General features: G+C 71.0%; 19 protein-coding genes. 7 read left to right on the top strand and 12 right to left on the bottom strand.

Annotation, left to right across the window (positions count from 1 at the left end):
• Window position 1: 1 nt before the first annotated feature.
• The 9 genes from hslU to def are packed head-to-tail and all read right to left on the bottom strand — an operon-like array spanning window position 2 to window position 7,561.
• Window positions 2-1,384, bottom strand: a complete 1,383-nt coding sequence (gene hslU / locus Q9Q40_05985) for an ATP-dependent protease ATPase subunit HslU (GenBank protein MDQ7006762.1) — start codon at window positions 1,382-1,384, stop codon at window positions 2-4.
• Window positions 1,384-1,941, bottom strand: a complete 558-nt coding sequence (gene hslV / locus Q9Q40_05990; GenBank protein ID MDQ7006763.1) for an ATP-dependent protease subunit HslV — start codon at window positions 1,939-1,941, stop codon at window positions 1,384-1,386. Before hslV ends, hslU begins: the two co-directional genes overlap by 1 nt.
• Window positions 1,938-2,744 (bottom strand): outer membrane protein assembly factor BamD, encoded by an 807-nt coding sequence (gene bamD / locus Q9Q40_05995; protein ID MDQ7006764.1) that lies wholly within the window; start codon window positions 2,742-2,744, stop codon window positions 1,938-1,940. The genes hslV and bamD overlap by 4 nt, the downstream gene beginning before the upstream one ends.
• Window positions 2,737-3,174: a thioesterase family protein gene (locus Q9Q40_06000; GenBank protein ID MDQ7006765.1), complete on the bottom strand. Its 438-nt coding sequence runs from the start codon at window positions 3,172-3,174 to the stop codon at window positions 2,737-2,739. The genes bamD and Q9Q40_06000 overlap by 8 nt, the downstream gene beginning before the upstream one ends.
• On the bottom strand, window positions 3,171-3,833 hold the full coding sequence (gene rpe, locus Q9Q40_06005) for a ribulose-phosphate 3-epimerase (GenBank protein MDQ7006766.1): 663 nt from the start codon (window positions 3,831-3,833) through the stop codon (window positions 3,171-3,173). Before rpe ends, Q9Q40_06000 begins: the two co-directional genes overlap by 4 nt.
• Entirely contained in the window at window positions 3,830-4,660 is an 831-nt protein-coding gene (locus Q9Q40_06010) for a PASTA domain-containing protein (protein MDQ7006767.1), read from the bottom strand. Before Q9Q40_06010 ends, rpe begins: the two co-directional genes overlap by 4 nt.
• 57 nt (window positions 4,661-4,717) lie before the next feature.
• The gene (locus tag Q9Q40_06015) at window positions 4,718-6,034 is read right to left on the bottom strand and encodes a transcription antitermination factor NusB (protein MDQ7006768.1); all 1,317 of its coding nucleotides are present in this window, start codon (window positions 6,032-6,034) and stop codon (window positions 4,718-4,720) included.
• A complete protein-coding gene (gene fmt / locus Q9Q40_06020; protein ID MDQ7006769.1) occupies window positions 6,031-6,984 on the bottom strand; it encodes a methionyl-tRNA formyltransferase in 954 nt (317 codons plus the stop codon). Before fmt ends, Q9Q40_06015 begins: the two co-directional genes overlap by 4 nt.
• A 22-nt stretch (window positions 6,985-7,006) precedes the next feature.
• Window positions 7,007-7,561 (bottom strand): peptide deformylase, encoded by a 555-nt coding sequence (gene def / locus Q9Q40_06025; GenBank protein MDQ7006770.1) that lies wholly within the window; start codon window positions 7,559-7,561, stop codon window positions 7,007-7,009.
• Between the two features lie 240 nt (window positions 7,562-7,801).
• Between def and Q9Q40_06030 the strand changes: the two genes are divergently transcribed.
• On the top strand, window positions 7,802-10,147 hold the full coding sequence (locus Q9Q40_06030) for a FecR domain-containing protein (protein MDQ7006771.1): 2,346 nt from the start codon (window positions 7,802-7,804) through the stop codon (window positions 10,145-10,147).
• Between the two features lie 31 nt (window positions 10,148-10,178).
• Here Q9Q40_06030 and Q9Q40_06035 read toward each other — a convergent pair whose 3' ends face one another.
• Window positions 10,179-11,117, bottom strand: coding sequence for a hypothetical protein (locus Q9Q40_06035; protein ID MDQ7006772.1), 939 nt, complete (start codon window positions 11,115-11,117; stop codon window positions 10,179-10,181).
• Window positions 11,118-11,408: 291 nt separating this feature from the next.
• On the opposite strand from Q9Q40_06035, the gene fusA reads away from it, so the two are divergent.
• The 6 genes from fusA to Q9Q40_06065 are packed head-to-tail and all read left to right on the top strand — an operon-like array spanning window position 11,409 to window position 18,224.
• Window positions 11,409-13,493 (top strand): elongation factor G, encoded by a 2,085-nt coding sequence (fusA, locus tag Q9Q40_06040; GenBank protein MDQ7006773.1) that lies wholly within the window; start codon window positions 11,409-11,411, stop codon window positions 13,491-13,493.
• Window position 13,494: 1 nt separating this feature from the next.
• The gene (gene asnS, locus Q9Q40_06045) at window positions 13,495-14,823 is read left to right on the top strand and encodes an asparagine--tRNA ligase (protein ID MDQ7006774.1); all 1,329 of its coding nucleotides are present in this window, start codon (window positions 13,495-13,497) and stop codon (window positions 14,821-14,823) included.
• A complete protein-coding gene (gene rimO / locus Q9Q40_06050; GenBank protein MDQ7006775.1) occupies window positions 14,820-16,205 on the top strand; it encodes a 30S ribosomal protein S12 methylthiotransferase RimO in 1,386 nt (461 codons plus the stop codon). The genes asnS and rimO overlap by 4 nt, the downstream gene beginning before the upstream one ends.
• Window positions 16,202-16,663 carry a phosphatidylglycerophosphatase A gene (locus tag Q9Q40_06055; GenBank protein ID MDQ7006776.1) on the top strand — a complete coding sequence of 154 codons (462 nt, stop codon included), beginning with the start codon at window positions 16,202-16,204 and terminating at the stop codon, window positions 16,661-16,663. Before rimO ends, Q9Q40_06055 begins: the two co-directional genes overlap by 4 nt.
• Window positions 16,660-17,598, top strand: a complete 939-nt coding sequence (gene ribF, locus Q9Q40_06060; GenBank protein MDQ7006777.1) for a riboflavin biosynthesis protein RibF — start codon at window positions 16,660-16,662, stop codon at window positions 17,596-17,598. Before Q9Q40_06055 ends, ribF begins: the two co-directional genes overlap by 4 nt.
• Window positions 17,595-18,224 carry a TIGR04282 family arsenosugar biosynthesis glycosyltransferase gene (locus Q9Q40_06065; GenBank protein ID MDQ7006778.1) on the top strand — a complete coding sequence of 210 codons (630 nt, stop codon included), beginning with the start codon at window positions 17,595-17,597 and terminating at the stop codon, window positions 18,222-18,224. The genes ribF and Q9Q40_06065 overlap by 4 nt, the downstream gene beginning before the upstream one ends.
• A 73-nt stretch (window positions 18,225-18,297) precedes the next feature.
• Here Q9Q40_06065 and Q9Q40_06070 read toward each other — a convergent pair whose 3' ends face one another.
• Both Q9Q40_06070 and Q9Q40_06075 read right to left on the bottom strand, forming a co-directional pair.
• The gene (locus Q9Q40_06070; protein ID MDQ7006779.1) at window positions 18,298-19,485 is read right to left on the bottom strand and encodes an aminotransferase class V-fold PLP-dependent enzyme; all 1,188 of its coding nucleotides are present in this window, start codon (window positions 19,483-19,485) and stop codon (window positions 18,298-18,300) included.
• Window positions 19,482-20,141 carry a ribonuclease HII gene (locus Q9Q40_06075; protein MDQ7006780.1) on the bottom strand — a complete coding sequence of 220 codons (660 nt, stop codon included), beginning with the start codon at window positions 20,139-20,141 and terminating at the stop codon, window positions 19,482-19,484. The genes Q9Q40_06070 and Q9Q40_06075 overlap by 4 nt, the downstream gene beginning before the upstream one ends.
• Window positions 20,142-20,149 lie beyond the last annotated feature (8 nt).

Below are 20,149 nucleotides of genomic sequence, written 5' to 3' on the forward strand. Positions count from 1 at the left end.
GTCAGAGGACGTAGCGGGCGAAGTCGTCCCTCCCGCCCAACCGCTCCATGGTGCGCCGGACTTCCTCGGCATCGACGCGCCAGCGGCCCGAACGCTGGTCGGGGGCGTCGAAGAGCGCCGGTTCGAGAATCCGTTCGAGCAACGTGGCCAGGCGGCGGGCACCGATGTCCTCGGTGTTGCGGTTGACCTCTTCGGCGGCGCGGGCGATTTCCCGCACGGCATCGTCGGTGATCTCCAGCTCGATGCCGTCGACCTGGAGCAGGGCCCGGTACTGGCGAACCAGGGAATTCTCCGGCTCGGTGAGGATGCGCCGGAAATCGTCCTCTCCCAGGGAGTCCAGCTCGACCCGGATCGGCAGTCGGCCCTGCAGCTCGGGAATCAGGTCGGAAGGCCGGGCGAGGTGGAAAGCACCGGCAGCGATGAAGAGGATATGGTCGGTGCGTACCGCGCCGTGCTTGGTTTGCACGATGGTGCCTTCGATGATCGGCAGCAGGTCGCGCTGCACACCCTGGCGGCTGACGTCCGGCCCCTGTCCCGCAGAGCCCACGGCGACCTTGTCCAGCTCGTCGATGAAAATGATGCCACTGTCTTCCACGGCTCTCAGGGCTTCCTGGTTCAGCTCTTCCTGTTCGAGATGACGCTCCTCCTCCTCCCGCGTGAGAATTCCGCGGGCCTGGCTGATCTTCATCGTCTTGCGCTGGGTCCGCCGGCCCAGCATCCCGGGCATCATCTCCCCCAGGCGGATGTCGATTTCGTCCATGCCCGGAGCCCCGGCGATGCGGAAGGCCGGGCCGGGAGCGTCCTCGACCTCGATGCTGATGGTCTCGTCCTCCAGCTCGCCGGCTCTCAACCGGGCCCGGATCGCCTCACGCGCCTCGATGCGATCCACCTTGCCCCCGGGAGGCTGCTCGCACAGGGCCTGGAGCAGGCGATCTTCGACGGCTCGGCTGACCCGCGCGCCGATGTCCTGGCGATGGCGGTTGCGGGCCATCTCCAGCGCCACCTCCACCAGGTCCCGAACCATCGACTCGCAGTCGCGGCCCACGTAGCCCACCTCGGTGTACTTGGTGGCCTCGACCTTGATGAACGGGGAGCCGGTCAGCCGTGCCAGCCGGCGGGCGATTTCGGTCTTGCCGACTCCTGTCGGCCCGATCATCAGGATGTTCTTCGGCTGGACTTCCTCGGCCAGCGCCGGCGGCAGCTGGCGTCGCCGCCAGCGATTGCGGAGGGCGACCGCCACCGCCCGCTTGGCCGCCGCCTGCCCGACGATGTAGCGATCGAGTTCGGCGACGACCTGGGTCGGTGTCAGGCTGTCGGCCCCGGGGAGCGGCGTGCCGGCGCCCAGCGGAGAGTCCTGCCGCCGGTCGCCCATGTAGAACACCATCACTTCCCTTTCTCGTCCCGTGACAGCACTTCACAAGTGATGGTGCCGCCGGTGTAGATGTCGATCTCTCCCGCGATGGCCAGGGCCCGGCGGGCGATGGCCTCGGCCTCGAGTCCGGTATGTTCCACCAGGGCGCGCGCCGCGGCCAGGGCCACGCTGCCGCCCGAGCCGATGGCCATCACCGCGCCATCGGGTTCGATCAGGTCCCCCGTGCCGGAAAGGAGCAGCGTACGCTCGGTATCGGCGACGAGGAGCATCGCCTCGAGGCGGCGCAGCATGCGATCGGTACGCCATTCCCGCACGAGTTCCACCGCCGCCCGCTCCAGGCGCCCGCCCGCCTCCTCGAGGCGCGCCTCGAAACGGGTGAAGAGGGTGAAGGCGTCGGCCGCCCCCCCTGCGAAGCCGGCGATCACCCCGCCGTCGCCCAGTGGCCGGACCTTCTGCGCGCCGCTCTTGACGATGGTGCGGTCCAGGGTGACCTGGCCGTCGCCGGCCACCGCCACCTGTTCCGCTGTACGCACCGCGAGGATCGTCGTCGAACGGATCCGGCGATTCACGAGCTTTGCTCCTCGCCCTCGGCGAGGCGGGCGATGATTTCGTCTTTCAGAGCCAGGGCCTGCCCGCGATACTTTCCCGTGGGGTATTCCGCCAGCAGGCGGTCGAGGTTCAAACGCGCTTGCTCGAGATCGCCGCGATCTTCGAGTCCCTTGGCCAGTTCGAAAAACGCCTGCTCGCGAAAGCGGGAGTTGGGGTAGCCGTCGACCAGCCGTTGCAGGCGATGGATCATTCCCAGGGGATATCCTCGCCGCCGGTAGAATTGGGCCACGTGCCATTCGTGGGCGGCCAGCTTGTCCTGGCACTTGTGCACCATCACGGTCGCGGCCGTGCGCCAGGGGCTGTCGGGGGGCAGGTCGCGGGTCATGGCCTCGAAGTGGCGCAGGGCCCGGTAGGTGAACTCCTGGTCGTTCTCCGGGTCTTCCGACTGGAGATACAGGCACATGCCCACCTGGTAGCGCGCGTAGGCGGCCCGCGGATGGAGCGGGTAGAAGCTGAGGAATTGCTCGTAGCGACTCTGGGCCTCGACCACGTTGACGACACCGGACTGGAAGAAGTAGGCATCGGCCAGCAGCAGCTTGATCTGCGGGTCGAGTTCCGACTCGATGGGACGGATCAGGCCGATGTCCCCCAGGCGTCGAATCGCGCTCTGGTAGTTGCGGTCGGCAAGCTCCTGCCGGGCCTCCTCGAACAGGCGGTAGTTGTCGTCGCTCAGCTTCTTGTCGCCGCGGTGGCACCCGGTGGCGACCAGGGCCAGGATCAGCACGGCCGGCTTGAGCAGAAGGAAAAAGCAGCGTTCACGCACGTCGGGAATCCTCGCTGGGGGCCCCATCGCCCCGCTGCAACCGATCGAAAAGATGGGGCGGCAAGCGTCGCGGCCGGCCGCGGTCATCCGCCGCCACGTGGGCGGTCATACCTTCCGCCAGCAGCCGTCCGTCCCCCGGACGGACGATCCGGTAGTCGAAACGCACTCTCAGCCGTGACAGGGAGTCGAGTCGGGTGATCACCTGCAGTTCTTCGTCGTAGCGGGCCGGCGCGCGGAAACGGGAACGCGCCTCGACCAGCGGGAAGAACACGCCCTCACGCTCTTCGAGCTGCCGGTAACTCATGCCGCGGCGCCGCATCCACTCCGTGCGGCCCAGTTCGAACCACACGAAGTAATGGGAATGATGGGCGATGCCCATGCGGTCGATCTCGGGATAGCGTACTCGAAAGCCGGTGATCTCGTCACTCACGCCGCATTCTCCCCCGCCGCGCGCAGTGCCGCGACGGCCGCCGCGGGGTCGTCGGCGCCGAAGACCGCCTGTCCGGCAACGAAACTGCGCGCACCGGCCCCTACAAGGGCCGCGATGTTGTCGGCATTCACGCCTCCGTCCACCTGGATCCGCAGCGAAGTTTCCCGCCGGCGGGCCATCGCCGCCAGGGTCCCGACCCGCCCCACAGCCCCTTCGATGAAGCGTTGCCCGGAAAAGCCGGGATTGACCGACATCACCAGCACCGTGTCCACCATCTCGAGGACCTCCTCGATCGCTCCGAGGGGTGTGGCCGGGTTGAGCGCCACGCCCGCCTCGACGCCCGCCTGGGCGATGCGGCCGAGTGTGCGGTGGAGATGGGGACAGGTCTCCTGGTGCACCGTCAGGCGGCGCGCACCTGCCTCGGCGTAGGTTTCGATCCAGCGATCCGGATCTTCGATCATCAGGTGCACATCGAGCGGCAAACGCCCCAGGCCGGCCAGAGCCTCGACGATCGGCGGGCCGAGGGTGAGGTTGGGCACGAAGTGTCCGTCCATCACGTCCACGTGCAGCAGGTCGGCCCCCGCCCGCGCGACCTTTTCCACCTCGTCGGCCAGGCGGAGGAAGTTCGCTGAAAGCACCGAAGGACAGATTTCGATCATCGCGATTCTCCTCCGGCAAGAACCACCGGGCCCGCGATCAGGGTCACGCGGGCCGAGGGATCGAGCCGGCTGCCGGGAGGCGGCACCTGGTCGGTGACGCGGTCACCGGCCGCCGCCTCGCGCTCACCGCGCAGGCCGTTGATCCGCGAGATGCCGGCGGCCGCAAGGCGCCGGCGGGCCGCGGCGACACTCCATCCCGTCAGGGAGGGCATCACCACGCTGGCGGGCGGCGGACCGGCGCTGACCAGCAGGCTGACCCCGTCGCCGGGATAACCGGTACTGCCCGCCTGGGGTGACTGGGCGATCACCCGTCCCAGGGGAATGCTGGGGTGGTAGGCGCTGGCGGTGTTCTCCAGGCGGAGTTCCGCCGCCCGCAGGGCCAGTTGCGCCCGCCGCAGGCTGCTGCCGGCCAGATCCGGCACCTCGGAACGCTCGGGGCCCAGGCTGACGATCAGTCGGACGGGTCTCCCCGGCTTGGTGCGGGAGCCCGGCGGCGGAAACTGGTCGAGAACATTGCCCGCCGGCTGCTGGGGGTCGAAACGCCGGCCGCTGATTTCCGGCACGAGTCCCAGGGAGCGCAACCGCTGTTCGGCCAGCACCGCGTCGAGGCCGGCGAGTTCCGGCAAGGTGACCTCCGGGCGGCGCACGCTGTAGCTGAGGGTCAGCCAGGTCGAGAGGGCGAGGACCCCCCCCGTGGTCGCCAGGAGCAGGCCGGCGAGCAGCAGCCGCACCAGGAGCCGGCGACCGCGTCGCGCACCTTTCCCCCCCTTGCGGGAAACCGGCTCCCGCGCGGCCGCCGGATCCTGGGCATGTGGCTCACCGGGCATGGCGCGGATGATACCCGATGGACTCCCGACGTGCGCGACCCGTTCCGGCGGCGCCGGTCAGCGGCGGCGCAGGAGGGCCGCCTGGAAGCCGTCGCCCTCGTCCAGCGGGAGGATCTCGAGCCGGGGGGGATCCCGGCGGGCCAGGGATCTCGCCTCTTCGGGCAGCCAGGGGCGGGGGTCGAGGGCCTCGAAGTCGGGATGGCGATCGAGGAAGGCCCGAATCCGCTCGACCCCCTCTTCGGCCTCGATGCTGCACACCGCGTAGAGCAGCACGCCCCCGGGGGCCGCCAGGCGGGCCGCCGCGTCGAGCAGGCGGGCCTGCAACTCCGCCGCCCGCCGGATCGCCCCCTCGCTCAGCCGCCACCGTCGATCCGGGTGCCGGCGCAGGGTGCCGGTGCCGCTGCAGGGGGCGTCGAGCAGGAGGAGGGCGAAGGAGCCTTCGGCCAGGGGCGGGGCCAGGGCGTCGGCGCGGACCACGGCGTATGGCTCGGGGGGGAAGCGTCGGGCCAGGTTGGCCGCCAGGTTGCGCAGGCGGCTGGCCACGGGCTCGAGGGCGATCAGGGGCCCGGCGCGCTGGTCGATCAGCAACGAGGCCTTGCCCCCCGGTGCGGCGGCGAGATCGGCGGTCGGGCCCGGAGGCGCCGCCGCCGCCAGGCGGGCCACCAGCGCGGCGGATGGATCGAGGATCACGCACGCGCCCCGGCGGCAGGCCGTGCTGAGCTGGGGAGCCCCGGCACCCACCTCCAGTCCGCCGGGGACGAGGGAGGAGAAAACGGTGTCGACTCCGTCTTCCGCCAGGCTCTCCGCCAGGGCGGCGGCGCCTCCCGCGGACTTCAGGGGGACCACGAAGGGCCTTGCCGGGCGATTGAGGGCCGCACACAGGGCGTCCACGCGCTCCGCGCCCCAGCGGCGCCGCCAGCGTTCGAGCAACCACGGGGGGAAGCACAGGCGAGGATCGAGAGCCGCCTCCCGCGACCGGCAGCAGCGCCGCAGCACCGCGTTGACCAGGCCTGCGGCCCGTGCGGCCCCACCGCTGCGGGCCGCGTCCACCGCGGTACTGACGGCCACCGCCGCCGGCAGCTCCAGGACTCGCGCCTGGCACAACCCCAGCCGCAGCAAGGCCCGCGCGCGGGGAGCCAGTCGCTCGAGAGGATGCTTGAGGAAAGGAGCCAGGCAGTGGTCGAGGGCGCCCTGCCAGCGCAGGGTGTCGAGTACCAGGCGGGAGAGCAGCGCCCGGTCCCGGCTGTCGGGCAGGTCGCCGGCCCGGGCCGCCAGCAGACGGCCGGCCCAGGCCCCCTTCTCCACGCGCTCGAGAATCTCCGCCGCCAGGAGGCGGCTGCGCACCCCCGCCGGCAGGTCCTTGCCGGTGGTCACGGGGCCGGCACCGACAGTCGCCCCCCGGAAGCCAGGTACCCCCCGGCCAGGGCGGCCGCCCCGTCCATCTCCCGCCGGCCCTCCGGCTGCAGGCGCTGGATCCAAAGCACGCTGCCCGCGCCGCAGACCACCGCCACCGCCTCCCCGCGGGCACCGAGCACGGTACCCGGCAGGGCTTCTTTCGGCGGCGTCTCGTCGGCCGGACGCACCCGGCGCAACAGAAGCACCCCCCGCGCCCCCCGGGCCCGCACCTTGGGCCATTGGCCGAGGGCCCGCACCCGACGGGCGATGGCCTCGGCGGATTCCTCCCAGTCGAAACGGCCCGCGTTCTTGTCGAGCAGGGGGGCGAGAGTCGCCCGGTCCTCGTCCTGGCTGCGCGGGGTGATGCGGCCGGCGGCCAGGCCGTCGAGAGTCTCGAGCAGGAGGCGGGCACCGATGTCGGCCAGTCGCGAGCCCAGTTCGGCGGTGGTCTCCTCCGGGCCGATGGGAGTGGAGACCTGCAGCAGGATCGGCCCGGTGTCCAGGCCCCGATCCATCTTCATCGTGGTGACGCCGGTTTCCCCGTCGCCGCGGAGAATGGCGTGCTGGACGGGACTGGCTCCCCGGTGCCGGGGCAGCAGGGAGAAGTGGAGGTTGACCGCCCCGTGGGGAGGAGCGTCGATCAGCCTTCCCGGGAGAATGCGGCCGTAGGCCACCACGACGAAGACGTCGGCTTCCAGGGCGAGGATCGCCCGGCGCGCGGCGGTGGGGCGCAGAGTCGCGGGCTGCAGGATCGGGGCCAGCCCCAGTTCCCGGGATCGGGCCTTGACCGGGCAGGGCACGGGACTGCCGCGGCGTCCCGCCGGGCGATCGGGGTTGCAGACCACCCCCGCGACCTGGTGTTCCGAGGCCGCCAGCGCCTCGAGGGGGGGAACCGCCCAGAGGGGAGTGCCGAAGTAGACCAGTCTCATCGCCGCCTCCCCGCCGGGGGGTTCAGCCCTGCGCCGGCTCCGTCGCTTCGGGCAGCACGGTCTCGGGCCACTCCCCCGACTCCCGCAGCCGTCGGATCTGGCGCTGGACCAGGCGCCTTTTGAGAGGCGACATGCGCTGGAGGAAAACCACGCCGTCGAGATGATCGAGTTCGTGGAGCAGGGCCCGGGCGAAGAAGTCTTCGGCCTCGACCTGGACGGTCTCGCCGTCGAGGGTCATACCCTCGATGACAGCCTTGGCCGGACGGGTGATCACCTCGAAGATGCCGGGAAACGACAGGCAGCCCTCGTCGCCGCTCTGGCGGCCGGAGGTTTTCAGCAGCCGCGGATTGATCAGTACCGTCAGCGCTTCCGGATCTTCTCCCGCACTGACGTCGACCACCATCAGCCGGCGGCTCTCGCCGACCTGGTTGGCCGCCAGGCCCACGCCCCGTTCCGCCCGCATGGTGTCCACCATGTCGGCCACCAGGGTGCGCACCTCCTCGTCGACGGCTTCCACCGGGCGGGTGGGGGTCGTCAGAACGGGATGGGGATAGACCACGATCGCTCGCACCGCCATGGGCAACCTCCGCCGCCGGCAGCCGGCCGGCGGCCCGATGCATGTTGACATGTTCCCCGCCGCCGTGGCCACCGGGCGGCCTCGCCCGAGGACGGCCGTCCCCTGGGGTGGACGGCCCGGGTCCCGGGAGCGCCCACCGCCCCGTACTCCGCCGCGGCTCCTAAATCCATTCAAACCAGTCACTTGGTGTCGTCATGCCCGAGCCGGCCCGCTCGTTCCGTCCGGGGGGGCGGAAGCGGTATGGGTTTTGCTTCTACCGGGGTGGGATCCACCCAGGAAGGACTTGCGACCATGTTCGAGGCCCACTTTCCCGTGAGCGGCTTTCACCCCCGGCGGCGCCTGCTGGTGCTGCTGACCGTCCTGACCCTCTCGCTCGGCCTGCCCGTTCCGGCGGACGAAGAGCCGGCCTTCGACGGCCAGGTGGTGGTCGAACCCGAAACCCCCTACGTGTTCGCCCGCGTGCGCTTCGTGGACGACAGCCTGGTGGTGCGCCGGGATGCGGGCTACGAGGAACCCCTCAAGTTCAATGATCCGGTCTACGAGGGCGACCGCGTGCAGAGTCGAGACCGGCAGCGGGGCGAACTCCAACTCCCCGACGGTTCCCTCCTGCGCCTCGACTCCAACACCTCGGTGCAGATCTACGACCTTTTCGACCCCACGCGCAGGGACACCGATCGCACGGTGCTCGGCCTGGAATGGGGCCGCCTGCAAGCGGATGTCCCCCACCCCGACGGTGGCGAGAACTTCCGCGTCGACACACCCGCCGCGTCGATCTATCCCCTCGAGCGTTCCTCGGTGCGGATCGATATCGAGCCGGGAGAAGTGACCCGGGTCACCGTGGAGCGGGGGCGGGTGGAAGTCGCCGGGCAGGGCGGATCGGTGATCGTCCGTTCCGGAGAGCGGACGCGGGTGGTGGCGGGCCGCTCTCCACGGCGCCCCTGGGACGTGATCATCGGATTGCGGGATGGTTTCGGGCAGTGGGTCTCCCGCCGTGACGACGTCTATCGCCTGCGTGCCGTTCCGGGCGACGAATACGCGGCGCTGCCCGAGCCGGTGCGCCCCTACTACGGCGAGCTGTCACGCAACGGCGAGTGGGAATGGACCGCCGAGTACGGCTGGGTCTGGAATCCGGACGTGGACGACGATTGGGCGCCCTACCGCGATGGCTACTGGTCCGCGGGGCCCTACGGCCCGGTGTGGGTCGGCGCGGAGGCCTGGGGCTGGCCGGTCTATCGCTACGGCCGTTGGGATTGGCGCGTGGGTTTCGGCTGGTGCTGGATCCCCGGCGGGGTGTTCCGCGTCGCCCACGTGGACTGGTACTACGGGCCGAGCTACGTGGGCTGGGTCCCCCTGGGCTACTACGACCTGCCCGTGACGATCTCCATCGGCTTCACCTGGGGGCATCCTTACTTCGATCACCACCCCTGGATCTTCGCCCACTACGGCGACGTCTACTTCTACGGCCATGATCACGGCTACTACGGCCGCTACTACGACTACGGGTACTTCGGCGGGCACCGCCGGCCGGGCAGCGCCCGCCTGACCCGGCCCGACCTGGGCCGGGGCGTCGTCAGCCGCCGGGCCCTCCAGCCCCGCGCGGCGCTGACCCGGCGAGGCGCCGGGGTGCGAGCCGAGGTGGTCGCTCCCCGGGTCTACGACCAGGCTCGCCATCTGGCCCGCCGGCGGGCCTCCGGCGTGCGCCTGGCCGATCGCGCCGTGCGCGAGAGTCGCGCCGGCCAGCGCCGGGCCTTCCGGGAGCGGGAGCGTCGACCGGCCGACCCCGGTGGGGTTCGCGCCCGGCTTCCCCGCTCCGGCGCCGAGCGGGCGCGGGACGCGGCCGTGGGCCGTGTTCGGCCGGGCGGCGACCCGCCGGCCGCCGGTGCCACCCCTCGCCGCCGGGTGACGCCGCGGACGCCCGGCGCCGCCGGACCGGATCGTCAACGGGAAGCCGCGCGTCAGGGCGGTGCCGCCGTCGAGCGCAAGGCCCGCGACAAGCGGCGTGCGGTCACGGGAAGAGGCGCTGCCGAGGGTTCCCCCCCGGCCGCTCCCGGCCGGCGTTCGGCCCCCGCGACCGCCCGCCCGCTCCCCCCCGACTCCCGACGTGGCGCGAGTCGCCGGGCGGCCCCCGCTCCCACCGCTCCCCGCCGCCACGGGGATCCGGAGGCCTCCCGCCGCGGCACCTCCCGGCGGAACCCCTCCTCCCCAGCGACCCGCGGCCCCGCGGGCCGCTCCTCGGGCGAGGAGAGCGTCCGCCGCTTCTTCGACCGCATCGGCGGTCGCAGGGAAAGCGCCCCCGGCGCCCTCCCCCAGGCGCCCAGGGCTCCCTCCTCGCGGGACGGCGTCCGCACGCCGCGTCCGGCACCCGCCCCGCGCAAGAAGGCCCCCGGGACTTCCCGCTCTTCCGGCGCCTCCCGACGTTCGGCGCCGGCGGCCGGCCGGTCCCGGGCCGAGGGCGGGAGTTCCGGCAAGAGTGCGACCCGCTCCCGGGGCGGCGCGTCCAGGTCTTCGCGGGGCGGCCACGCCAGCGGCAGCCGGGGCTCTTCGGGCCGTTCTTCCGGGAGCCGGAAGGGCGTGCGGCGCCGCTGAGTCGGCCGGGGCGCGGGCCGGGGGCTTGATTTCAGCGGGAGGCGAAGACCGAGAAGCCGCCCACGGCGCGGCGGTAGACTTCCCGGTTGAGCCGATAGCCCGGCCCGGGGCCGAGTCCCGAGCCCCGGTTCTCGAGCCAGCGGGCCCGGTCCGCCGCCAGCAGGAAACGTCCACCGGTTCCGGCTATCGAAGCGGCTTCCACCAGGCGCAGGGCCCGGGAGCCGGCGGTAGGGTCGTAGCCGGCCCGCACCAGCGCGGCGAGGGCCTCCCGATCGGCGGCGCGCTCGGCGCGGTCCGGAAAGCCGAGCTTGAGCCCCAGCTCGATGGTCGTGCCGGCGGCCGCCTCCTCGATGCCGGCGGAGAAGAGCCGTCCCTCCCGTTCCCGCGCATGGGCCCAGGCCAGGCGTCTTCCGGGCCATCCCGCCTGCTCGAGGGCCTCTTCCCGGGCCAGGAGAAAGGCGAGCTGGGCCTCGTCGTCGAGGCCGGCCATCAGCCCCAGGCTCAAGACCAGCCGGGAGCCCGGCCAGATCGCCAGGGCGGGTTCCCCCAGGTCGATCAGCAGCAGGGGGCCGGGGGAGGCGGCTCCCACCTTCCGCCGGAGTGCGGTGACGTAGGCCTCCAGACGGGGATCGGAAACCCGGCGGAAGCGCCGCAGCACCCAGCGCTCGACGGCCTGGTCCAGGCGCGGAGAAGGTGGCCGCCAGGCGGGGGCCGGGAGGTCATCCCGCCGCCGGTCTCCCGCGAAGCTGAGCAGGGTGGTCCGTTCCGACAGTTCGAGGGCCTCGCCCCGGGGCGAGACCAGTCCTCCGCAGCCGGTGCAGATCAGAACCCCCGGCGAACCCTCGAGACCCGACGGCCAGCGCTCTCCGACCCGGCTGCAGTGGGGACAGGGTCCGCGACCGCCCTCGGCGCCGACGCCACGGGGGCGGCGGATCCAGCGGGCGAGAGGCTCGAGCAGGGCGTGGGACATCGTCGGGATGGACTCTCCTCACCGCCAATCTAGTCTCCCGGTGCCCGGACGGCGAGCCGCGGGCTTGACGGGGTGCCCGCGCTGCCTCTAGAGTTCCGTGTTCGCCGCCGGGTTTCACCCCGGGCAGGGGTTTTTCGCCCGCCCTGTATCGGACTTCAGCTCGAGGCCTGCCGGGCTGGATCGGCGCGGCGCTCCCTGGTTCCCAGGGGACGGCGCGGCGATGCGCCCGGGGCCTTTCGTGGAGCCGGAAAGGGGCCCCCACCAGCCGGTCGGCGCCAGGAGTCGACGACGATGAAGGTCTACGATAGCGCGCACATCAGGAACGTTGCCCTGCTCGGTCACGGCGATGCCGGCAAGACCAGCCTCACAGCCGCTCTGGCCTTTGGCGCCGGCGCGACCGACAGCCTCGGCTCCGTGCTCGAGGGCACGGCCGTTACCGATTTCGACGCCGAGGAAATCCAACGCAAAGTCAGCATGTCGGTGGCCGTGGCTTTCGTCGAGCACGGTGATTGCAAGATCAACCTGATCGATGCCCCCGGTTACACCAATTTCATCGGCGAGGCGGCCGCGGCCCTGCGTGCGGCGGACTGCGCCATGCTCACCGTGCACGCGGTTCACGGCATCGAGGTGCAGACCGAGAAAATGTTCGAAGACGCCGAGAGCGATGCCCGGCCGCTGGTCTTCGCGGTGACCCAACTCGATCGGGAGAACACCGACTTCGCCACGGTGGTCGAAGCCCTGGGCGAGCGCTTCGGGCGGCAAGTGATGCCCATCGCCCTGCCCATCGGCACGGGAGACAGCCTCGAAGGCGTGGTCTGCCTCGTCACGGGCAAGGCCCTGCGGCCCAAGTCCGGCGGCCGCGAGGTGGAGATCGGCGATCCGCCGGCGGAGATGGCCGACGCGGTGGCGACCGCCCGCGAGCAGTTGATCGAGATGGTCGCCGAGAGTGACGACGAACTGATGAACGCCTTCCTCGAAGAGGGCGAGCTGAGCGACGAGCAGTTTCGCCGGGGACTGGCCCTGGCCATCGGCTCCCGCAGCCTCTTCCCCGTCTTCGCCACCGCCGCGCCGAAGATGATCGGCGTGCACCAGATCCTCGAAGCCCTGGTGGGCTTCGCGCCTTCTCCCGCCGACCGTCCCCTGCCGCCGGTCACCGACGCCGAGGGCGCGGCGGTGGAGGTGAGCGTCGATTCCGACGGCCCCCTGGTGGCCCAGGTCTTCAAGACCTACATCGACAAGTTCGCCGGCCAGATCAGCATGCTGCGGCTCTTTTCCGGCAGGATCAGTGCCGACCAGGGCGCGTGGAACGCCGACACCGAGACCGCCGAACGACTGTCGGGGTTGGCGCTTCCGCGGGGCAAGGAAGGAACCAAGGTCACCCAACTGATGGCCGGCGACATCGGCTTCGTGACCAAGCTCAAGGCGACCCGTACCGGAAACACCCTCGTCGCCGACAAGGGCAGCGTGGTCAAGGTGGCGCCGATCCCCTTCCCCGAGCCGGTCATCGCCTACGCGGTGCACGGAGAGGGCAAGGGCGACGATGAAAAAATCGCCCGCTCCCTGGCGCACCTGGCCGAGGAAGACCCCACCCTGCGCATCTCCCGCGACCCCCGCACCCACGAGCTGATGCTCCACGGACTGGGCATCGACCACGTGCGCACGGCGATGGACAAGATGGAACACCGGGACGGGGTCAAGGGGATCCTGCAGAAGCCGAAGATCCCCTACCTCGAGACGATCACCAAGGCCGCCTCCGGTGACTACCGGCACAAGAAGCAGTCCGGTGGTGCGGGACAGTTCGCCGAGGTGCACATGCGCATCGAGCCCCTGCCGCGGGGTGGCGGCTTCGAATACGACTCGGAGATCGTCGGCGGCGCGATCTCGCGGAATTTCTGGCCCTCCATCGAGAAGGGCGTCAAGCAGGTCATGGAAGAGGGTGTGATCGCCGGCTACCCGCTGCGGGACGTCAAGGCGGTGATCTTCGATGGCAAGGAGCACCCGGTGGATTCCAAGGACATCGCCTTTCAGATCGCCGGTCGCCAGGTCTTCAAGGCCTGCGTGATGCGTGCCGCGCCGGTGGTGCTCGAACCGGTGATGAAGGTGGTGGTGACCTGTCCCGACGAGAACATGGGTGACATCCTCGGCGACCTCTCCCGGCGCCGTGGCAAGGTGCAGGGCTCCGACAGCCAGTCCGGACGCAGCATCGTACGGGCCCTGGTGCCCATGGCGGAGATGCTGGAGTACTCGGCCACGCTCAAGTCGCTGACCCAGGACCGGGGTTCGTTCACCATGGAACTGGCCAGCTACGAGAAGGTGCCGGCCGAGATCCAGCAGGAACTGATGGCGGCCTACAAGCCCCAGGACAGCGAGGACTGAAGTGTCCGCTCCGAGGGTCTTGATCCGGCATCTGGCCCGGCACGTGGACCAGGAGGTGCTGATCGCCGGCTGGGTGACCCACCTCCGTTCCAAGGGCAAGATCGCCTTCCTGGTCCTGCGGGATGGGACCGGCCAGTGCCAGGCCGTCGCCTCGGTACGGGACGTCGACCCGCAGACCTTCGAGCAGATCACCCGCTGCGGCCACGAGTCATCGGTCAAGGTTTCCGGCGTGGTGCGCGCCGACAGTCGTGCGCCCGGTGGCTTCGAGCTGGGAGTCAAGAGCTTCGAGGTGGTCACCCAGACCGAGGACTACCCCATCGGACGCAAGGAACACGGCACCGAGTTCCTCCTCGATCATCGGCACCTCTGGCTGCGCCATCGGGGTCCTTGGGCCGTGCTGCGCGTACGGGACGAAGTGGTCAAGGCGATCCGCGACTTCTTCTACGACCGGGAGTTTGTGCTGATCGACTCGCCGATCCTCACGCCGGCCGCCTGCGAGGGCACCAGCACGCTGTTCAAGACCGACTACTTCGGTGACAGCGCCTACCTCTCCCAGTCCGGCCAGCTCTACCTCGAACCGGCCTGCCAGGCCTTCTCCAAGGTTTATTGCTTCGGCCCCACTTTCCGCGCCGAAAAATCCAAGACCCGTCGGCATCTGACCGAGTTCTGGATGGTCGAACCGGAGATGGCCTGGGCCGGGCTCGACGAGACGATGCAGCTCGCCGAGGCACTGGTCGCCTACGTGGTCGGCCGCGTACTCGAGCGGCGGAGCGAGGAGCTGGCCATCCTCGAACGGGACACCAGCAGGCTCGAAGCCATCGTGCCCCCCTTTCCCCGGCTCAGCTACGACGAGGCCGCCGCGATCCTCACCCGCCCCGAAAACGTCGAACGGGCCCGACAGGCCGGCGCCCCGCCCTTTGAACCGGGCTCGGATCTGGGCGCTCTGGACGAGACGATGCTCGCCGAGGGCCATGACCGCCCCCTGATGATCCACCGCTACCCGGCGGAGGTGAAAGCCTTCTACATGGAACCGGACCCGGACGACCCGTCCCGGGCCCTGTGCGTGGATGTGCTCGCCCCCGAGGGCTACGGCGAGATCATCGGCGGCAGCGTGAGGATCCACGACGCCGGGTTGCTGGCGCAGCGTATTGCCGACCACGGCCTGCCCGAGGAGTCCTTCCGCTGGTTCATGGACGTGCGGCGCTTCGGAGGCGTGCCCCACGCCGGTTTCGGGATGGGTGTCGAGCGGGTGGTGGCCTGGATCTGCGGGATCCACCACGCCCGCGAGGCCATCCCCTACCCCCGGACCCTGCAACGGTTGTATCCGTGAGTTCCCGCCCGACAGACCCCCACAAGGGCCGCCGGGTGGCGCTGGTCAGCCTGGGGTGTCCCAAGAACCAGGTGGACAGCGAGTTGATCCTCGGACGCCTGGCCGCCGAAGGTGCGGAGTTCGTCGAGGATCCGGAGTCGGCCGACATCCTGGTGGTCAACACCTGCTCGTTCATCGACAAGGCCCGGGCGGAGTCCGTCGAGACCCTCCTCGAAGCCGCCGAGTGGAAATCCCGCCGCCGGGGGCGGCATGTGATCGCCGCCGGCTGCCTGGTCCAGCGTTCCGGCGACGAACTGGCCGCGAACCTGCCCGAGATCGACGGCTTCGTCGGCCTGGACCAGATTCGGCGGGTGAGCGAGGTGGCGCGGCAGCCGGGTCGCGCTGAGGGCCGCTTGCCGGTTGCGGGGACCGCCGCCCGGGAGCTCTACGCCGCCGCCGAGCCGCGATTGCGGCTCTCTCCGCCCTGGACGGCCTACGTCAAGATCGCCGAGGGATGCGATCAGCAATGCGCGTTCTGCGCGATCCCCACCTTTCGGGGCAAGATGCGTTCGCGGTCCGTGGACGACCTGCTCGAGGAAATCGTCGCGCTGGCCGCCGACGGCGTACAGGAAGTCAACCTGGTGGCCCAGGACTCCTCCTCCTACGGTCGCGACCTGGGAATGGACGACGGCCTGGCCCGCTTGCTCGAGGCGATCGACGGCTGCGAGGCCGCCCCGGCCTGGGTACGGCTCCACTACCTCTACCCCGGTCGCCTCTCCGGACGCCTGGTCGACGCCCTGGCCGGTTGCCGGCGCCTCGTGCGCTACATCGATCTGCCCCTGCAGCACGCCCATCGGGACGTGCTGCGCCGGATGCGCCGTCCCGGAAACGCCGACAGCTACCTGCGGCAGGTGGAGGAACTGCGACGCGCCCTGCCCGGCGCCGCCCTGCGGTCGGCCTTCATCGTGGGCTTTCCCGGAGAGAGCGAAGCGGAGTTCCGCGCCCTGGTCGATTTCGTCGAGCAACTGGCCCCGGACAGCGCGGGGGTCTTCACCTACTCTCACGAGGAGAACACCACCGCCCACGGTCTCGACGACGACGTCCCCGAAGAACTCAAGAACGAGCGGCGGGAGATCATCGAAGAACTCTGCTCGTCTCTCAGCCACCAGCGAGGCGAGCGTCGGCGGGGAGAACGCCTGACCGTGCTCTGCGAGGGGCCCGCCGAAGACCAGCCGGAACACGGTGCCGGCCGCTGGGAAGGCCAGGCCCCGGAGGTCGATGGCCGGGTCGTGATCGAAGGTGGCGCCGCCTGGCCCGCCGGCACTTTCCTCGAAGTGGAAATCACGGGCGCCGCTCCCTGGGAGCTGTGGGCCCGGCCAGTGGCCGGCACAGGCGAGGCATGAGCCTGGTCCGCCGCACGGTGGCCACCGCCCTGGGAGTCGGACTCGTACCTTTCGCTCCGGGCACCTTCGGGAGTTTGGCGACCCTGCCCCTGGTGCTGCTGCTGTGGTGGAGCGGCCGCCCCCTGCTCTTCCTGCCCGCCGTGCTGGCGGTCACGGCCCTGGGGCTCTGGTCGACCCGCCGGGCCGAACAGGACTTCGGCACGCCGGATCCCGGCGCGGTGGTGATCGACGAGGTCGCCGGCATGCTGCTGGCCGCGGCGGCGTTGCCCGCCGGGTGGCTTTCGCTGTCGATGGCCTTCGTCGCCTTCCGCCTCTTCGACGTGGCCAAGCCCTGGCCCGTGGGCCGCGTGGAGCGCTGGCCGGGAGCCTGGGGCATCATGGCGGACGACCTGCTGGCCGGCGCCATGGCCCAGGTCACCGTACGGCTGCTGCTCTGGGCCCTGGAGAGGCTGGGATGAAGGTCATCCGCAAGCTGGACGAACTCCACCTCGCTGCGCGGGGCGGGATCGTGGCGACCATCGGCAACTTCGATGGACTCCACCTGGGCCACCAGGCGATCATGGCCCGGGTGACATCGCGGGCGGCCGACCTCTCCCTGGCCTCGGCGGTGGTGACCTTCCACCCCCATCCTCTGCGGGTGCTGCGCCCCGAGCGCGCCCCCCGGCTGATGCTCACCGGGGCCCAGAAACAGGCGCTGGTGGAGCAGGCCGGCATCGACGTGCTGGTGGTGCTGCCCTTCCACCGGCGGCTGGCGGACATGCCCGCGGAAGCCTTTGTCGAGCAGGTGCTGGTACGGGGCCTTGCAATCAGGGAACTCTACGTCGGTCCCGACTTCCGTTTCGGGCGCGACCGGGCGGGAGACGTGGACCTGCTGGCGCGCCTGGGTAAAAGCCACGGCTTTCTGGCCCGGGGCGTCGAACCGGTGCTCGACGAGGGTCGGCGCATCTCGGCTTCCGGTATTCGCCGGCTGCTGGCCGATGGTCACGTGGCGCAGGCCGGCCGCCTGCTGGGCCGTCCCTTCACCCTGGTCGGCACCATCGTTCACGGCGAAGGGCGGGGCACCACGCTGCTGGTGCCCACCGCCAACCTGGCTCCCGAGAATCAGTTCCTGCCCGCCCGGGGGGTGTACATCACGCGCACCCGTTGGGGGGGGCGCAGCCGGCTCGGCGTGACCAACGTCGGTATCCGGCCGACTTTCGGTTTTCGGCGGATCGTGGTGGAGACTTTCCTGGTGGATTTCGAGGGAGATCTCTACGGCCAGCGGGTGGAACTGGAGTTGCTCGAACGGCTGCGCGAGGAGCGTAAGTTCGGTTCGGCGGCGGAACTGCGTGCGCAGATCCAGCGGGACATCGAGGCCTTCAAGGCCTGGCGCGAGGAAAACGGCGCGTCATGAACGAGGTCCTCGCGGTCTTCTGCCGCTGGCCCGAACCGGGGAAGGTCAAGACTCGACTGATTCCCGCACTCGGCGCGGAAGGCGCGGCGGCGTTTCAGCGTCGCTGCATCGAGCGGGTCGTCGAACTCTGCCGCGGCCTGCGCCGGCCCGGCCTGGTCACGCAGCTCTGGATCACGCCGGATTCGGCGGTGGCAGAGGTTCCCGGCGACCTTGCCGGCGACTTTACGGTGCACCCCCAGGGCGAGGGGGACCTGGGGGCGCGGATGGCGCGTGCGGTGGTCCGGGCCCGGGCCCGGGGCGCCCGCCGCGTCGTCGTGATCGGTACCGACTGTCCGGCTCTCGATCGCGCCGTCATCGACGCCGCCCTGGACGGGCTGCGCCGCTTCGACGCCGTCATCAACGAAGCGGAAGACGGGGGCTACTGCCTGATCGGTCTGGCCCGGGCGATTCCGTCGGTCTTCCAGGACATCGCCTGGGGCACCGAAGCGGTCGCCGCCCAGACCCTCGAGCGGCTGGAAGCCGCCGGTGCCGCGACCTTGCGCCTGCCGCCCCTGGGGGATGTCGATCGCCCCGAGGATCTGCACGAGGTCCGGCGACGCTGGCCCCGACTGCTCGATGGCGTCTGAAAGGGGAACGACACGGCGACGACGTTCGCGCCCATCCTCCCGGGAGCCGACCCGCCGGGGCAGAGCCCGGGGCTCAAGGCTCTCGAGCCAGTTCCCGGATCAGGACCTCGGCCAGGTACCGATACTGCTCGAGCCGGTTGTAGAGCTGGGCCGACAGGCGCAGCAGGCGCCGGGGAGGATCGGGCCAGGAGAAGACCGGCACCTCGACACGGTGCGCGTGCCAGAGCCGGTCTTGGAGGGGATCCCAGCGCCCCTCGGCGGCGGCACCGGATCCCGGCGGCAGGGGGATCGAGGCCAGCGAGCCGATCATCGATGCGGGGGCGGGGGCGGCCGTCCCCAGGGCATCGAGCAGCAGCCGCCGGCCCGCCAGGGCCAAGTCCCGGTTGGCGCGGCGAATCGCCGGCCAGCCCCCGTCGACCGCGTTCTCGAAGAAGTCGATGGCGAAAGGAACCGCCAGCCAGGCGCTGGGATCGCGGGTTCCCATCCAGTCGAACTCGGCGCGGAAACGGCGGCCTCCGGCGGGTGTCTCGGCGGCGCCGTGGGAGATGGTCAACGGCCGGGTGACAGCCTGCAGATCCTGCCGCACGTGCAGGAACGCCGCGCCCTTGGGGGCGCAGATCCACTTGTGGCAGTTACCCGTGTACCAGGCGGCCCCCAGGCGGTCGAGATCCAGGTCCAGCATGCCCGGCCCGTGGGCGCCGTCCACCAGGGTCTCGATGCCCCGGGCGGCCAGTTCTTCGACGATCTCCCCGATCGGCAGGACCAGGCCCGTCGGAGAGGTGACGTGGTCGATCAGGGCCAGACGGGTGGCCGGCGTGGCGGCGTCGAGAATCGCCTCCGTGACCCGCGACGGATCTTCGACGGGAAAGGGGATACGCGCGATCTGCAGGGTCAGGCCATGGCGTCGGGCCATCAGCCGGGCCGCTTGCAGGCAAGCGTTGTAGGCGTGGTCGACGAGCAGAATGCCGTCACCGGTGCGCCATGGGATCGAAGCGAGCACCGCACCCACCGCCGCGCTGGCGTTGGTGACGAAGGCCAGGTCGTCGGCCCGGGCACCCACGAATCGACCCAGCCGAAGGCGCGCTGCGGCCAGGCGCCCGGGAAGCTCTCGCGCGAGGAAGAGCACGGGCTCCCGCTCGAGTTGCTCGCGGATCGCCGCCTGGTGATCGAGGACCTGTCGGGGGCACGAGCCGAAGGAGCCATGGTTGAGGAAGGTGACCTGGGGATCGAGCAGCCAGGTGGGTGCCGTGCCGACTGTCATGGAAAGAGCTTCGCCTGCTCCGGCAGGCATCGTCGCACCGGGGCGTAGCTCCGCCGATGGACGGGACAGGGACCGAGGCGGGCGAGAGCCTCGAGGTGGCCCGCACTGGGGTAGCCCTTGTGCCGGGCGAAGCCGTAACCGGGGTATCGGCGGTCCAGCTCGATCATCAGGGTGTCCCGGTGATGCTTGGCCAGAATGCTGGCCGCGGCGATTACCAGGTGGCGTCCATCACCGCGTATCACAGCGCGCTGCGGCACCCCGACCCGGGGCAGAGAGCGGGCGTCGGTGAGCAGAAAGTCCGGGGCCGGATCGAGGGCGCCCACCGCCCGGGTCATGCCTTCGATGGCGGCCTGAAGCGGGCCGATACGATCGATCTCCGCGGCGCTGACTTCCGCGACCGCCCAGCTCACCGCCGACTGCCGAATCCGCATCGACCAGCGCTCCCGGCGAGCGGGATCGAGGCGCTTGGAGTCGTCCACGCCAGGCAGCCGTGCGCCGGCGGGCAGGATCACCGCGGCGGCCACCAGGGGCCCGGCCAGGGGACCGGCCCCGGCCTCGTCGGCCCCGGCGATCAGGCGATAGCCCGCCTTCCGCAACGCCGCCGCCCCGGCGCGCAGGGCGCGGCGGCGGGCCGGGCTGGGAGAGGGCGGGCTCATGGAAGCGC

The organism is Acidobacteriota bacterium (assembly GCA_030949985.1).
Taxonomy (GTDB): domain Bacteria; phylum Acidobacteriota; class Polarisedimenticolia; order J045; family J045; genus JALTMS01.

Excerpts from the sequence above, each read along its gene's own strand:
- ribF (MDQ7006777.1), top strand. The coding sequence starts at position 16,660 with ATGAAGGTCATCCGCAAGCTGGACGAACTCCACCTCGCTGCGCGGGGC.
- Q9Q40_06055 (MDQ7006776.1), top strand. The coding sequence starts at position 16,202 with ATGAGCCTGGTCCGCCGCACGGTGGCCACCGCCCTGGGAGTCGGACTC.
- Q9Q40_06070 (MDQ7006779.1), bottom strand. The coding sequence starts at position 19,485 with ATGACAGTCGGCACGGCACCCACCTGGCTGCTCGATCCCCAGGTCACC.
- Q9Q40_06065 (MDQ7006778.1), top strand. The coding sequence starts at position 17,595 with ATGAACGAGGTCCTCGCGGTCTTCTGCCGCTGGCCCGAACCGGGGAAG.
- Q9Q40_06035 (MDQ7006772.1), bottom strand. The coding sequence starts at position 11,117 with ATGTCCCACGCCCTGCTCGAGCCTCTCGCCCGCTGGATCCGCCGCCCC.
- def (MDQ7006770.1), bottom strand. The coding sequence starts at position 7,561 with ATGGCGGTGCGAGCGATCGTGGTCTATCCCCATCCCGTTCTGACGACC.
- hslU (MDQ7006762.1), bottom strand. The coding sequence starts at position 1,384 with ATGGTGTTCTACATGGGCGACCGGCGGCAGGACTCTCCGCTGGGCGCC.
- fusA (MDQ7006773.1), top strand. The coding sequence starts at position 11,409 with ATGAAGGTCTACGATAGCGCGCACATCAGGAACGTTGCCCTGCTCGGT.
- rpe (MDQ7006766.1), bottom strand. The coding sequence starts at position 3,833 with ATGATCGAAATCTGTCCTTCGGTGCTTTCAGCGAACTTCCTCCGCCTG.
- fmt (MDQ7006769.1), bottom strand. The coding sequence starts at position 6,984 with ATGAGACTGGTCTACTTCGGCACTCCCCTCTGGGCGGTTCCCCCCCTC.
- Q9Q40_06030 (MDQ7006771.1), top strand. The coding sequence starts at position 7,802 with ATGGGTTTTGCTTCTACCGGGGTGGGATCCACCCAGGAAGGACTTGCG.
- Q9Q40_06010 (MDQ7006767.1), bottom strand. The coding sequence starts at position 4,660 with ATGCCCGGTGAGCCACATGCCCAGGATCCGGCGGCCGCGCGGGAGCCG.
- Q9Q40_06075 (MDQ7006780.1), bottom strand. The coding sequence starts at position 20,141 with ATGAGCCCGCCCTCTCCCAGCCCGGCCCGCCGCCGCGCCCTGCGCGCC.